Annotated in this window: 8 protein-coding genes; 3 read left to right on the top strand and 5 right to left on the bottom strand. The window is 70.9% G+C overall.

Annotation, left to right across the window (positions count from 1 at the left end; translation table 11 throughout):
• Nucleotides 1–167: 167 nt before the first annotated feature.
• On the bottom strand, nucleotides 168–2,858 hold the full coding sequence (locus AB0E07_RS18670) for a cellulose binding domain-containing protein (RefSeq protein ID WP_362252694.1): 2,691 nt from the start codon (nucleotides 2,856–2,858) through the stop codon (nucleotides 168–170).
• A gap of 183 nt (nucleotides 2,859–3,041) precedes the next feature.
• On the bottom strand, nucleotides 3,042–5,960 hold the full coding sequence (locus AB0E07_RS18665; protein WP_362252690.1) for a glycoside hydrolase family 48 protein: 2,919 nt from the start codon (nucleotides 5,958–5,960) through the stop codon (nucleotides 3,042–3,044).
• A 675-nt stretch (nucleotides 5,961–6,635) separates the two neighbouring features.
• On the opposite strand from AB0E07_RS18665, the gene AB0E07_RS18660 reads away from it, so the two are divergent.
• The 3 genes from AB0E07_RS18660 (at nucleotide 6,636) to AB0E07_RS18650 (ending at nucleotide 10,239) form a co-directional block, all read left to right on the top strand.
• On the top strand, nucleotides 6,636–8,348 hold the full coding sequence (locus tag AB0E07_RS18660) for a glycoside hydrolase family 6 protein (RefSeq protein ID WP_362252687.1): 1,713 nt from the start codon (nucleotides 6,636–6,638) through the stop codon (nucleotides 8,346–8,348).
• Nucleotides 8,349–8,482: 134 nt separating this feature from the next.
• Nucleotides 8,483–9,394, top strand: coding sequence for a class I SAM-dependent methyltransferase (locus AB0E07_RS18655; protein ID WP_362252684.1), 912 nt, complete (start codon nucleotides 8,483–8,485; stop codon nucleotides 9,392–9,394).
• Nucleotides 9,395–9,537: 143 nt separating this feature from the next.
• A complete protein-coding gene (locus AB0E07_RS18650; RefSeq protein ID WP_362252681.1) occupies nucleotides 9,538–10,239 on the top strand; it encodes an SDR family oxidoreductase in 702 nt (233 codons plus the stop codon).
• Nucleotides 10,240–10,377: 138 nt separating this feature from the next.
• On the opposite strand, the gene AB0E07_RS18645 is transcribed toward AB0E07_RS18650, so the two are convergent.
• The 3 genes from AB0E07_RS18645 to AB0E07_RS18635 all read right to left on the bottom strand — a co-directional run bounded on the left by AB0E07_RS18645 (nucleotide 10,378) and on the right by AB0E07_RS18635 (nucleotide 14,237).
• A complete protein-coding gene (locus AB0E07_RS18645; RefSeq protein WP_362252678.1) occupies nucleotides 10,378–11,214 on the bottom strand; it encodes an aldo/keto reductase in 837 nt (278 codons plus the stop codon).
• Nucleotides 11,215–11,321: 107 nt separating this feature from the next.
• Nucleotides 11,322–13,148 (bottom strand): AMP-dependent synthetase/ligase, encoded by a 1,827-nt coding sequence (locus tag AB0E07_RS18640; RefSeq protein WP_362252675.1) that lies wholly within the window; start codon nucleotides 13,146–13,148, stop codon nucleotides 11,322–11,324.
• Between the two features lie 225 nt (nucleotides 13,149–13,373).
• Complete coding sequence (locus tag AB0E07_RS18635) at nucleotides 13,374–14,237, bottom strand: LysR substrate-binding domain-containing protein (RefSeq protein WP_362252672.1); 864 nt, start codon at nucleotides 14,235–14,237, stop codon at nucleotides 13,374–13,376.
• Nucleotides 14,238–14,267 lie beyond the last annotated feature (30 nt).

Genomic DNA, 14,267 nt, shown 5'->3' with positions numbered 1-14,267 from the left:
CGGGACCCGCTCCTCCCCTGGTGAGGCCCCGTTCCGGGCCCCGCCGTGGCGAGGTCCGCCGCGCCTCCCGTCTCCCCGCGGGGGGCCATGCGGCTGCCCGCTCCGCGACGACATGGCGAAGGGCGCGTGCCGGTCACGGCACGCGCCCCTCGTTCGGTCCGTCCGGGTCAGCTCACCGCGCAGTTCTGGTCGCCGACCTTGAAGGAAGCCGGTTCGGCGTTCGTGCCGGACCAGTTGCCCGTGAAGCCGAAGCTCACCGAGGCTCCGGCCGCCACGTTCGCGTTCCAGCCGACGTTCCTCGCCGTGACCGCGGAACCCGACTGGGTGCGTTCGGCGTTCCAGATCTGGCCGATGGTCTGGCCGTTCGGGAACGACCAGTCGAGGGACCAGCCGGACCAGGCGGCGGTGCCCGTGTTGGTCAGGCGTACGTCCGCCTGGAAGCCGCCCTGCCACTGGTTGGTGACCGCGTACGTCACCGCGCAGGCGCCGGTCGGCCCCGGGTCGGGATCGGGGTCGGGATCCGTCCCGCCGCCGCTGTCGGAGGAGTCGCCGTAGATGACCCCCCGGCCGTTGGTGGCGACATAGACCCGGCCGTAGACCCTCGGGTCACCGGTGATCGCCGCGCCGGTCCAGCCCCACTGGTGGGCGTCGTCGTTGATCCGCGTCCAGGTGGCTCCCCGGTCGGTGGAGCGGAAGATGCCGCGCACCCCGCCGATCTTCGCGCTGGTGTACAGCGTCTGGTAGGTGGCGTCCGGGGCCGCCTTGCCGAAGCCGATGGTGTCGGCCTGCTCGACGCCGGAGAGCTTGGTGAAGCTCGTACCGCCGTCGGTGGAGTGCCACAGCCCGTACGCGCCGTCGCTCGCCCCGCCCGCCAGCCAGACGTCGCCCTTGGTGCCGGGCAGTGCCTTGAAGCGGACGCTGTCGCCGCTCGGCAGACCGGTCGCCGCGGACGCGGTGAAGGTGGCCCCGCCGTCCGTACTGACATAGAACCTGCCGGACTTGAAGCCGTAGAAGACCTTCGGATCGACCCGGTCGGACTCCACGACCGCGCCCGCCGGGATGCCCGTCGACGCCGACCAGGACGTGCCGAAGCCGGTGGTGTGGTGCACCCCCGCGCCCTGCGGACTCCACACGAAGCGGCTGCCGTCGGCCGCCGCCGCGACCGTGCCGCCCCCGCTGACGCCCGAAGGGTCGGTCCCCGCGAACCAGTTGGCGCCGTTGTCGGTGGAGAACGCGATGTGCGGGCCCGAGTCGAGGTTCCCGGCCCGGACCACCGTGTTCGGGTTGGACTCCGCGAAGTCCAGGCTGGTGGTGGAGGTGAAGTTCGGCTGGGTGTACATCATCGCCGGCACCTTGGTCAGGTCCGTGTGCCGGAAGCCGCCGATGTCACCGAGGGCGCTCAGCAGCGGGGCGCCCGACGGGGGAGAGATCAGGTCGTTGACGGCCGTCTCCTCCAGGCCCTGCACCATCGGCCGGATGGTGAACTGGGCGCCGCTGTCCCAGTCGGTGAGGTCCTCGGTGCCGTAGATCGTCGCGCCCGTGCCGTACATCATGCGGTCGGAGTCGAACGGGTCGATCTCCAACGCCTCGGTCATCCAGCCGAGTTTGGGGGTCTGCTCGGGCGGCGACGGATTGGCGTTCCAGGTCAGCCAGGGCGACGAGGAGACGTCCATGGTGTAGCGGTTGGCGCGGTTGGGGTACGAGGTGTAGTCCCACGCCTTCGTCCAGGTCGCGCCGGAGTCGGTGGACCGGAAGATCTGGGTGTCCGGCCACCAGGAGCTGTACGCCGTCGCCATCACCGTGCCGGGGTCCTGCCGGTCGACGGTGAGCCCGCTGAAGCCGTAGTAGGTGTCGGCCTCCGCCACCGGGCTGATGTTCGTCCAGGCGCCGGTCGCCGTGGTGTACCGCCACAACTGGCCCTTGCCGCCGTCGTACGGACCGCCCTTGTCGCTGTAGGAGAGGTACAACTGGCCGTTCTCCGCGTCCAGGACGCCCTTGTGCGCCAGGTAGCCGGTGGGCTGCCCGGCCAGCCGGGTCCAGGTCGCGCCCGCGTCCGTCGAGCGGTACACCGCGTTGTCCTGGTCGGCGACCCCGACGTAGACGGTCCGGGTGGCGCTGCCCGCGGTGCCGGTGGACTCGTCGAAGGTGACCCAGACGATGCCCTGGTTGTCGGAGGCGTAGCCGCTGGTGTCGCTCGGATCCTGGGCGTAGTCGCCGACGTTGGGGAAGTTCGTCACCTGCGACCAGGAGGCCCCGGAGTCCGTGGACCGCCACAGCCCCTTGCCGCTCGGCGCGCCCAGGTACAGCACGCTGTTGCGGTTCGGGTCCACGGCGAGGCGCTCGCCCATGCCCCGGCCGGGCATGTTGCCGCCGAGCTTGAAGGGCAGGTCCGCCTTCTGCCAGGTGGCGCCCCGGTCGGCGGAGCGCAGCACGGCTCCGTTGCCCGGGTCCCAGCTGTTGGTGTACGTGCCGACGGCCGCGTAGACCCGGTCCGGGTCGACGGAGTCGGAGGCGAGGCTGACCACACCGGTGTGGCCCCAGTCGTCCCAGCCGACCGAGTCCAGCAGCGGTGTCCAGGTCTTCGAGGACTGCACCCAGCGGTAGGCGCCGCCGATGTCGGTGCGGGCGTAGGCGAGGTTCTGCTCGGTGCGGTTGAAGACGATGCCGGGGACGAATCCGCCGCCGTCGATCCGGGCGTTCTTCCAGGTGTAGGTGTCGGCAGTGATCGACACGGCCGCCGCTGCTCGTTCGGTGGGCTCGGCGGGCTCGGCGGGCTCGGCGGCCAGGGCGGGCGGGGTGCCCGCGAGGAGACCGGCCGCCAGCGCCAGGACGGCCGTGAGGATGCGGGTTCTTCGCACGGGGGAGTCCTTTCGGGGTGGGGGTGGACGTGCGAGTGGGCAAGCGCTTTCTCGGTGAAGCTGGATGTGCCGGGCGGTCCCCCGTGCGGGAGGGGACCGCCCGGCGTCCGGTCCCGCCGTCAGGTGGCGGGACCACGTACGCGGAGCCTTTCGGGGCGCCGGTGAGCGCCTGGCGGGGGCTGGTTACTCGAGCAGCTCCGCGTACGAACCCATGGCGAGGGCGATGTCCGCCTGCGCCCAGAACCGGTGGTAGGTGAAGGACGGCACCGCACCGCCGGCCAGATAGGACTCGATCTTCGACCAGGCCGGGTCGTCCTCGTAGAAGGAGCGGATCGAGTCGAACGTCGACGACGCGTTGATCGTGTCGCCGTTCGGCATCGTCCCGGTCCAGCCGCTCGGTACGAACACCGGGTCGTCGAAGCGGTTGTAGTCGGCGCGGTTCTCCGGGACGGCGATGCCGAGGGCGTCCTGGTGGTTGTCCCACATGCCGTCCAGCAGCGCCTTCGCCGTGCTCGCCGCCTCGGTGTCACCGGAGCGGTCCGCGTAGTACGTCAGGGTCTTGGCGTACGCGGCGGCCACACCGACGTCGTTGGTGTAGTCGGCGACGGTCACGTGGAGTCCCGCGTTGGAGCCGGGGCTCGTGGCGTTCCAGGTGTCGGGCTGGCCCGACCACTGGAGCGTGGAGGGGATCAGATAGGTGCCGTCCGGGTTGACGGTGGTGTGCTCCAGCGCCCAGTCGACCCACTTGTCGAGGACCGTCTTGGCGGCCGCGTTCCCGGTCTGCTGGTAGTACTCCGCCACCCGCTCCATCGACCATGCCTGGAAGCCGAACCACTGGTTCGAGGGCGGGTCGTGGTAGACGGGCTGCTGGTCGTAGTACATGCCGTAGAAGGTCGACTTGCCGCTCGGCGGGGTCGCGTACCGGCCCGCCCAGCTGTTGGTCGCGCCGCCGGCGATACCGCCCTCGGCCGACTGGAGCCAGCGGTAGAACTCGATCTGCCGCTCCAGGGACTTCGCCCAGTCCGCTTGGCCGGTCGCCGACTTGGGCTTCAGGTCGGCGTAACTGGCCAGCGCGTACGCGGCCATCGGGTTCTGGTAGCCGCCGTGCGCGTGGCTGGAGCCGATGCGCCAGGCCCAGCCCGCCGAGGTGTCGGTGGCGCCGCCCCAGGCGTAGTACCAGGAGAGCAGGTAGTGCGAGGAGTCCTTGCCGGTGCCGGCCGGGCAGGCGGACGGCCCCACGCAGTTGCCGACCTTCTTGAAGTACTTGTCGTACATGGCGTAGCGCAGGTAGTCGCCCATCTTCGCGGCCTTGGCGACGGTCGCGGAGATCTCGCCGCCCTTGCCCTGCGCGTCGGCCCACTTGTCCGCCCAGTAGGCGGCCTGCACCGCACGCGCGTCGGCGTCCGGGGCGTTGGTGAACTTCCACTGCTTGGCGTAGGAGGCGTCACCGGTGAACAGGTCCAGATAGCCGTTGGTGCCGCCGTACTTGAAGGCGTCGCAGGTCGGCTGCGGCACCGTCTCCCACACCGACTCCTGCGCGCCGCGCTGGAAGGTGTTGATGTACGACGGACCGGTGTCCGAGGGGCCCGCCTCGCACTTGCCCGGCGAGTTGCCGTAGCCGTAGACGTTGTCCACGTCCTGGAGCCAGTGCATGGCGTACACGTCGTCCGTGCCGTACGCGCTCTTCAGCTCCGCCGCGATCGGGTCCGGGCCGACCGACACCGCGGTGTCGAGCTTGGCCGGGTACTCGTTCGGGGTGTCCAACTCGGGCGCGTAGGTCGCGGGCTTGGAGGCGTTGTAGAAGGAGTTGGTCGGCTGGTCCGCGTGGGTGGGGATCATGTACTTCTCCATGATCTCCCAGGCCCCGTTGAACCTGGTCCAGTCACCCGTGACCTTGCCGTACATCGCCTGGAGCCACAGGAGGTAGCTGTACGCCTCCGACGTGGTCTCGTGGCCGTGGTCCGGGGCCTCCACGATCAGCGTCTCCACCGAGTGGTAGGGGATGCCCTCGGGGGAGAAGTAGCCGTTCGCCGGGTTGGTGATCTTCCCGTACAGCTCCAGGAACCGGGCGTCGTACTCGCCCGACGCCTCGATCTGGGTCACCGTCACCGTGGCCTTGGCGTGTCCGTTCGCGGTCGACTCGAAGGTCGCCGCGCCGGTGCCGGAGGCGTCCGCCGTGACGGTCACGCGCTGCGCGGTGTTCCAGTTCGAGGGCGTGAAGGTGAGCGAGGCGCCGCCGGTCACCGACAGACCCGAATTGCCGCTCGTCCGGGCGGTGGTGACGGTCACGTTCGCCGCGGGCTGGGTCGACAGCTTGAGATCGTACGTCCCCGTCTGCCCCTGCTGCACGGCCAGTTGGTTGGCGGAGGCCACCACGGCGGGACCCGAGGCGACCGTGATGCCGACCGGCGTGGACTCCGCGGACGCGCCGAGGCTGTCGTACGCCTTGGCCAGCAAGGAATGACTGCCCACGGTCAAGCTTGAGACGGAGAGCGAGAAGGGCGCGCTCGTGTCCGTGCCCAGCAGGGTGGTGTCGTCGTAGAACTCGACCTTGCTGATGGTCGCGTTGTCGGCCGCCGCGGCGGTGGCCGCGAGCGGCACCGCGTCACCCTGCGAGTAGACGGCCCCCGCGGCGGGGCTGGTCAGCACCGTGATCGGGGGCTGATGGGCGCCGACGCAGGTGGTGCCGTTGACCGCGAAGGAGCTGGGCGCGGTGTTGGTGCCGCTGTAGCTGAACTGCGCCCCGGTGGAGACCGCGGCGCCGGCCGCGATCCGGCCGTTGTACGAGGCGTTCCGCACGGTGATGCCCTGGCCGGACTGCGTCCAGGTGCCGTTCCAGCCGTTGCTGAGCCGCTGGTTGCCCGTGTAGGCGTAGGTCAGCGTCCAGCCGTCGATCACGTCCGTACCGCGGTTGGTGAGGGTGAGATCGACGGTGAAGCCGGATCCCCAGTCGTTCGTCTTGTAGTCGACGCTGCACTGCAGCGGCGCCGCCTGAGCGGGGGTCGTGCCGGTCGCGAGCAGGGTGAGAGGAAGCGCCAGAGCGGCGACGACGGCTGTCCAGGCACGCCGTAGCGCTCTTCGCCTCCGGGGTGGGGGCTGCATGTGCTGGTTCCTCCTTGCGGCTCGGAGAAGTCAAGGCTTGAACCAGTGGGAGCGCTCCCATAGTGAGGACGGGGGTGCGAGGGGTCAAGATGCTTGAAGAGTCGAAAATGTTCGACGGGACGACTTGAGCAAAAGTCAGCAGCCCCCCTGTCCTTTACCGTCACTTGGCGCTACCTTCGGTGACACCAGTGGGAGCGGTTCCATCAGTCGGCACGCCTGTCGCGGCGTGCCTGATCTGCAAGGAGTCGCTCATGCGCCACCCCCCGCGTTCAGTACTTTTAGCCGTCCCCGGAGCAGTCGCCCTTGTCAGGGGCATGATCGCTTCGCGGGTTCGGCTGCGATGCTCGAACCCCGCTGTCCGCGGGGGAGTCAACGGCCCATGGCCGACCCGCCGGCCCGGTGACCCCACCGGAAGCCCGGCCGCGGCATGGCACGTCAACCCCTTCGGCTCCGGCACGGAAGCGAGCGGCCGCTCCTTCACCGACCGGGGCGCGAGGGGGTCCGACGACCGCGGCCGGACCCATCCGGGCCGGACCGTCACACCCGGGACCGCTCCTCGGGTCCCGCCCCGATCGGCTCATACGACGGATCCCCACGTCGTACGGCATCGGGCTGCGCGATTCACCTGCGCGCCCTGAACGGACAACCCCTCTCACCGAGAAGGAACCCGCACTCATGAGTCGTACCAGAACTGCGATGCTCGCTGCCCTGGCGCTGGTCGCCGGGGCCTCCGGGACGGCGCTCGCCGCCGTGCCCGACGAGATCGGCACCGCCGCCGTACCGTGCACCGTCGACTACCAGATCCAGAACCAGTGGGGCACCGGCTTCACCGCCGCCGTCACGGTCACCAACAACGGCGCCGCCAAGACCGGTTGGGCCGTGAAGTGGTCGTACGCCGGCAACCAGCAGGTCACCAACGGCTGGAACGCGAGGATCACCCAGAGCGGCACCGCCGTCACCGCGGCCAACGAGTCCTACAACGGCTCCCTCGGCACGGGCGGCACGGTCAGCTTCGGGTTCCAGGGCTCCTACAGCGGCACCAACGCGATCCCGGCCACCTTCACGCTGGACGGCGTGACCTGCAACGTCGACGGCGGCGGCGGGACCGACCCGGACCCGGATCCGGACCCGACCGGGCGCGTGGACAACCCGTACTCGGGAGCCCAGGTCTATGTGAACCCCGAGTGGTCGGCGAAGGCCGCGGCCGAGCCCGGCGGCAGCCGCATCTCCAACCAGCCGACCGGGGTGTGGCTGGACCGCATCGCCGCCATCAACGGCGTCAACGGCGGCATGGGTCTGCGCGACCACCTGGACGAGGCGCTGACGCAGAAGGGCAGCGGCGAACTCGTCGTCCAGCTGGTGATCTACAACCTGCCGGGCCGCGACTGCGCCGCCCTCGCCTCCAACGGCGAGCTGGGCCCGACCGAGATCGGCCGGTACCGGACCGAGTACATCGACCCGATCGCCGCGATCCTCGCCGACCCCAAGTACGCCTCGCTGCGGATCGTCACCACCGTCGAGATCGACTCGCTGCCCAACCTCGTCACCAACACCGGCAGCCGGCCCACCGCCACCCCGCAGTGCGACGTGATGAAGGCCAACGGCAACTACGTCAAGGGCGTCGGCTACGCGCTGAGCGAGCTGGGCGACGTGCCCAACGTCTACAACTACGTGGACGCCGGCCACCACGGCTGGATCGGCTGGGACGACAACTTCGCCCCGTCGGCGCAGCTGTTCAAGGAGGCGGCGACCGCCGAGGGCGCCACCGTCAACGACGTGCACGGCTTCATCACCAACACGGCCAACTACAGCGCCCTGAAGGAGAACAACTTCACCATCAACGACTCCGTGGCCGGCAAGTCGGTCCGCGAGTCCAAGTGGGTCGACTGGAACCGGTACGTGGACGAGCAGTCCTTCGCCCAGGGCTTCCGCAACCAGTTGGTCTCGGTCGGCTTCAACACCGACATCGGCATGCTGATCGACACCTCCCGCAACGGCTGGGGCGGTACCGCCCGGCCGGCCGGACCCGGCGCCACGACCAGCGTGGACACCTACGTCGACGGCGGCCGCTACGACCGCCGCATCCACATCGGCAACTGGTGCAACCAGTCCGGAGCGGGCCTCGGCGAACGTCCCCAGGCGGCCCCGGCCACCGGGATCGACGCCTACGTCTGGATGAAGCCCCCGGGTGAGTCCGACGGCGCGAGCCAGGAGATCGCGAACGACGAGGGCAAGGGCTTCGACCGGATGTGCGACCCGACGTACACCGGCAACCCGCGCAACGGCAACAACCTGTCCGGCGCCCTGCCGAACGCCCCGATCTCCGGGCACTGGTTCTCCGCCCAGTTCCAGCAGCTGATGCAGAACGCCTACCCGCCGCTGCCGTAAGCGGCTGACCCCCGCCGGGGCCCGGTACGCACCGGGCCCCGGCGACGGTCGCTTTTGCGGTTACGGCAACAGTGTTTGCCTCCCGCCGGTGCGTCGGCGCACGCTGGCCGCACCCGGAGGAGAGGCTGGCCATCATGGCGCACGATCACGATCACGCACACCGTCACGCGCACGACCACCACCACGACCATCACCACGACCACACCGACATCGACTGGGCCGAGATGGCCGAGCACCTCGAAACCCAGGCCGAGCTGTACACGCCGCTGCACGAGCACGCCCTCGCCTGGCTCGGCGGGAAGCAGACCGAACCCGGGCTGATCGTCGACGCGGGCAGCGGCCCCGGAGTCGTCTCCTGCATGCTCGCCGACGCCTTCCCCGGCGCCCGGGTGGTCGCCGTCGACGGCTCCGAACCGCTGCTGGAGATGGCCCGCGCCCGCGCGGAGCGGCTCGGTGTCGCGGACCGCTTCTCCACCCTGACCGGTGAACTCCCCGACGTCATGGCCGATCTGGAGTACCCCGCCGATCTGATCTGGGCCAGCAACAGCCTCCACCACCTCGGCGACCAGCAGGCGGCCGTCGCCGCCTGCGCCGAGCGGCTCGCCGTGGGCGGCACGCTCGCCCTCGTCGAGGGCGGCCTGCCCACCCGCTTCCTGCCCCGCGACTTCGGCCTCGGCCGTCCGGGCCTCCAGGCGCGCATCGACGCGGTGCAGGAGGACTGGTTCAGCAAGATGCGCACCGACCTGCCGGACGGGGTGGCGGTGTCCGAGGACTGGCGCGCGCTGATGTCCGCCGCCGGGCTGCGGCCCACCGGCACCCGGACCTTCCTGCTCGACCTGCCCGCCCCCGCCCCCGACCGGGCCCGCGCCGTCGCCGCGGCCACCTTCGGCCGCTTCCGGGAGGTGTTCGGCGAGGACCTCGACGCCGAGGACCGGGCGACGCTGGACCGGCTCCTGGACCCCGAGGACGAGGCGAGCGTGCACCGGCGGGGCGACCTCTTCGTCCTGACCGCCCGCACCGTCCACACCGCGGTCCGCACCGCCTGAGGCGTCCCGCTTCCGGGCGGCCCGCCGACCGCCGCCCGGGCGGGCCGCGTGACCTGCGGCGGGGCTTGACTTCGAGAGCGCTTCAACTGATGAACTCCCCTTCGGCACCGCCCTGGTGCCGGTCGAAACAGGGGGTATTCACCATGTCCGATTCTCCGGTCGCGCTCATCACCGGCGGCGGCAGCGGTATCGGCGCCGCGGTCGCCCGGCAACTGCTGGACGCCGGGCACCGGGTGGCCGTCACCGGCCGGGGCGCGGAGCGGCTGCGCGGCTTCGCGGAGGAACTCGGCGAGCCCGAGGGGCTGTTGACGCTCCAGGGGGACGCTGCGGACCACGCTCGGATCGAGGCCGCCGTCGCCACCACCCTGAAGGAGTTCGGGCGGATCGACACGGTCGTCGCCAACGCCGGTGTGGCCACGCACGACACGGTCGCCGAGGGGGATCCGGCGGGCTGGCGGGACATGATCCTCACCAACGTCCTCGGGCCGGCGGTCCTCATCAGGGCCTCGATCGACGCGCTGAAGGAGACCCGGGGCCGGATCGTGCTGGTGGGCAGTGTCGCAGGCCTCGTGCCCACGCCGGGCAATCTCTACGGCGCGACCAAGTGGGCGGTGACCGGGCTCGCCGAGAACACCCGCCGCGAGGTGACGCAGTGGGGCGTCGGCGTGACGCTGATCGCGCCCGGCCGGGTCGAGACCCCGTTCTGGGACGGCTACGGCAGCCTGCCGCCCGGCCACCTGCTCACCGCCGACCAGATCGCCGACTCGGTCGTCTGGGCGATCCGGCAGCCCGAGGGCGTCGACGTCAACACGGTCGTCGTACGGCCGGTCGGTCAGCCCAACTGAGCGGCGGGGACTGCCCAACTGGGCGGCGGGGACTGCCCAACTGAGCAACAGGGTCAGCCCAACCGGGCGACGGGCACAGCCCAACCGGGCGGAGGCGGGCGGCCCTTCAGGAGGGCCGCCCGCCGTGCCGCGACGGACTCAGACGACGTCGAAGGTCGCCGGGTTCGGGCCGATCCGGCGGTCCTCGTTGAGGGCGCTGATCGCCGCGAGGTCCTCGGTGTCCAGGTTGAAGTCGAAGACCTCGATGTTCTCCCGGATCCGGGACGGGGTGACCGACTTGGGGATCACCACGTTGCCGAGCTGGAGGTGCCAGCGCAGCACGATCTGGGCCGGGGTGCGGTTGTGCTTCTGGGCGATGGCCACGATCGCCGGGACCTCCAGCAGGCCCTTGCCCTGGCCCAGCGGCGACCAGGCCTCGGTGGCGATGCCCAGCGAGGCGTGCTGCTCGCGGGAGGCGTGCTGCTGGAGGTGCGGGTGCAGCTCGATCTGGTTGACGGCCGGGACCACGGACGTCTCGCCGGTCAGCCGCTCCAGGTGCTCGGGCAGGAAGTTGGACACGCCGATGGCCTTGACCCGGCCGTCGGCGAGCAGCTGCTCGAACGCCTTGTAGGTGTCGACGTAGGTGTCCTTCGCCGGCAGCGGCCAGTGGATGAGGTAGAGGTCGACGTAGTCCAGGCCGAGCTTGCCCAGCGAGGTGTCGAAGGCGCGCAGGGTGGCGTCGTACCCCTGGTCGGCGTTCCAGAGCTTGGTGGTGACGAAGACGTCCTCGCGCGGGACGCCGGAGGTGGTGATGGCCTTGCCGGTGCCCTCCTCGTTGCCGTAGATCGCCGCTGTGTCGATGCTGCGGTACCCGGCCTCCAGCGCCGTGGCGACCGCCTGCTCGGCCTCGTCGTCCGGCACCTGCCAGACACCGAAGCCCAGCTGGGGCATCTCGACGCCGTTGTTGAGGGTGATCTGGGGGACCTTGCTGCTCACGAGCTCTTGATCCTTACGGTTGTCGTCAGGTGGTACCTCCATCGTCAACGATCACGGCCCGTGATGCATTCCTGATCGCCGAATCCGGCCCTCCCGTCCGGCCCCGCTCACGCCTGGTACAGGGCCGCCACCTCGTCGGAGTACGCCTTCTCGATCGCCCGGCGCTTGAGTTTCAGGGACGGGGTGAGCAGGCCGTGCTCCTCGGTGAACGGCTGGGCGAGGATGCGGAAGGTGCGGATCGACTCGGCCTGGGAGACCAGCGTGTTGGCGGCCACGACGGCCCGCCGCACCTCCGCCTCCAGGTCGGCGTCGCGGACCAGCTGGGCCGGGTTCATCAGCGGCTTGTCCCGCATGCCGAGCCAGTGCTCCACGGCCTCCTGGTCCAGGGTGACCAGGGCGGCGACGTAGGGGCGGTCGTTGCCGACGACGATGCACTGGGCGACCAGGGGATGGTCGCGGACCCGCTCCTCCAGCACCCCGGGTGAGACGCTCTTGCCGCCCGAGGTCACCAGGATCTCCTTCTTTCGCCCGGTGATGGTGAGGTAGCCGTCCTCGTCCAGGGAGCCGAGGTCGCCGGTGGCGAGCCACCCGTCGTGCAGGGTCTCGTCGGTGGCCTTGGGGTTGTTGAGGTAGCCCTGGAAGACGTTGCCGCCGTTGAGCCAGACCTCCCCGTCGTCCGCGATGTGCACCGTCACCCCGGGGATGGGCTGTCCGACGCTGCCGTAGCGGGTGAGTTCGGGCGGGTTGGCGGTGGCGGCCGCGGTCGACTCGGTCAGGCCGTAGCCCTCGTAGATGTGCACGCCGGCGCCCGCGAAGAACAGGCCGAGCCGGCGGTCCATGGCCGAGCCGCCGGACATCGCGTGCCGGATGCGGCCGCCCATCGCGGCCCGCATCTTGGCGTAGACGAGCTTGTCGAAGAGCTGGTGCTGCATGCGCAGGCCGGCGGACGGGCCGGGCCCGATGCCCCAGGCCTTGGCCTCCACGGCGTCCGCGTACTTCACCGCGACGTCGACGGCCTTCTCGAAGGCGCCGGAGCGGCCCTCCTTCTCCGCCTTCCGCCGGGCGGCGTTGAAGACCTTCTCGAAGATGTACGGCACCGCGAGGAAGAAGGTCGGCCGGAACGCGGCGAGGTCGGGCAGCAGGGCGGCCGCGTTCATCTGCGGCTGGTGCCCGAAGCGCACGCCCCCGCGGACCGCGGCGACCTGCACCATCCGGCCGAAGACATGGGCGAGCGGCAGGAAGAGCAGGGTGGCCGCCTCGTCGCCCTTCCGGGAGTGGAACACCGGCTCCCAGCGCTCGATGACGGTGTCCGCCTCGTACATGAAGTTGCCGTGCGTCAGCACGCAGCCCTTGGGGCGGCCCGTGGTGCCGGAGGTGTAGATGACCGTCGCCACCGAATCGGGGGTGACGGCCCGGCGGTGCCGGTGCACGACCTCGTCGTCGAGGTGGGCGCCCGCGTCGTACAGCTCGGGCACGCAGCCCGCGTCCAGTTGCCACAGCTCGCGCAGCCTCGGGAGCCGGTCGATGACCGTGGCGATGGTCATCGCGTGGTCCTCGTGCTCGACGACCGCCGCGGTCACCTCCGCGTCGTGCAGCATCCAGAAGCACTGCTCCGCCGACGAGGTCGGATAGACGGGCACCACCTGGGCGCCGATGGCCCACAGGGCGAAGTCGAAGAGCGTCCACTCGTACCGGGTGCGGGACATGATCGCGACCCGGTCGCCGAACCGGACGCCCCGCGCGAGGAGTCCCTTGGCGAGGGCCAGCACCTCGTCGCGGAACTCCGCCGAGGTCACGTCCCGCCACCGGCCGGCCTCGTCCTTGCGGCCGAGGGCCACATGGGCAGGGTCCTCGTGGGCACGCCGGAACACCACGTCGGCCAGTCCGCCCACCGGCGGTGCCAACGCCGACGGAGGGTTGGTGAACTCGCGCAAACCCCGCTCCCCGCTCCTGTCCCCGATGCTGGTGACGCTCCGCACAGCGCCGTGAAAGCTACCCCACCGTCCCACCGGGCGGGAGGGGAGCGGAAGGCACGCGGGCCGCGGGTTCGCACAGGTCAGTGAGTGGAAATGCGCTCACATGGGGCAGGGTCGGACACAAACCTGACGGTTGAGTAAGTTTCGGGGCGGTAATCTCCACGGAATCTGTACGACCCGTTCTCAGCGCCGGTGCAGCCGCTCGCCGCCCGCCAGGATCGCCGCCGCCAGAGCCTGCGCCGCGCCCTGTGCCGCCGTCCGCCGCGGGCCGTGCACGAGCACGAAGTCGACCCGGCCCAGCTCCGGCAGCCCCGAGCGGTCCGGCATCCGCACCAGGCCCGGCGGGATCAGGCCCCGGGAGTGCGCCATCACCCCGAGCCCCGCGCGTGCCGCCGCGATCAGGCCGTTCAGGCTGCCGCTGGTGCAGACGATCCGCCACTCCCGGCCCTGGCGCTCCAGCGCCTCCAGGGCCAGGGCCCGGGTGATGCCCGGCGGCGGGTAGACGATCAGCGGTACCGGCCGGTCCGCGTCCAGGCGCAGCCGTTCCGCGCCGATCCACACCAGCCGGTCGTGCCAGACCAGCTCGCCCCGCGCGTCCTCGGGGCGCCGCTTGGCGAGGACCAGGTCCAGCTTCCCGGCGGCCAGCTGCTCGTGCAGGGTGCCCGACAGCTCCACCGTCAGCTCCAGATCGACCTCCGGGTGCTCGTACCGGAAGCCCTCCAGGATCTCCGGCAGCCGGGTCAGCACGAAGTCCTCCGAGGCGCCGAAGCGCAGCCGGCCGCGCAGCCGGGTCCCGGTGAAGAAGGCCGCCGCCTGCTCGTGGACCTCCAGGATGCGGCGGGCGAAGCCCAGCATGGCCTCGCCGTCCTCGGTCAACTCCACCGAGTGGGTGTCGCGGGCGAAGAGCTGCCGTCCCGTCGCGTCCTCCAGCCGCCGCACGTGCTGGCTGACCGTCGACTGGCGCAGCCCGAGCCGCCGGGCGGCCTGGGTGAAGCTCAGGGTCTGGGCCACCGCCAGGAAGGTGCGCAGCTGGGACGGGTCGTACACGGGGCCAGGCTATCGCGGAACGTGATGACA

Source organism: Streptomyces sp. NPDC048002 (assembly GCF_040653275.1).
GTDB lineage: Bacteria > Actinomycetota > Actinomycetes > Streptomycetales > Streptomycetaceae > Streptomyces.
The sequence above is the reverse complement of the archived record's forward strand: the minus strand, read 5'-3'. Positions and strand labels throughout refer to the sequence as shown.

Bases quoted from the DNA above. Each gene is read 5' to 3' on its own strand.
- AB0E07_RS18665 (WP_362252690.1), bottom strand. From the start codon at position 5,960: ATGCAGCCCCCACCCCGGAGGCGAAGAGCGCTACGGCGTGCCTGGACA.
- AB0E07_RS18660 (WP_362252687.1), top strand. From the start codon at position 6,636: ATGAGTCGTACCAGAACTGCGATGCTCGCTGCCCTGGCGCTGGTCGCC.
- AB0E07_RS18655 (WP_362252684.1), top strand. From the start codon at position 8,483: ATGGCGCACGATCACGATCACGCACACCGTCACGCGCACGACCACCAC.
- AB0E07_RS18650 (WP_362252681.1), top strand. From the start codon at position 9,538: ATGTCCGATTCTCCGGTCGCGCTCATCACCGGCGGCGGCAGCGGTATC.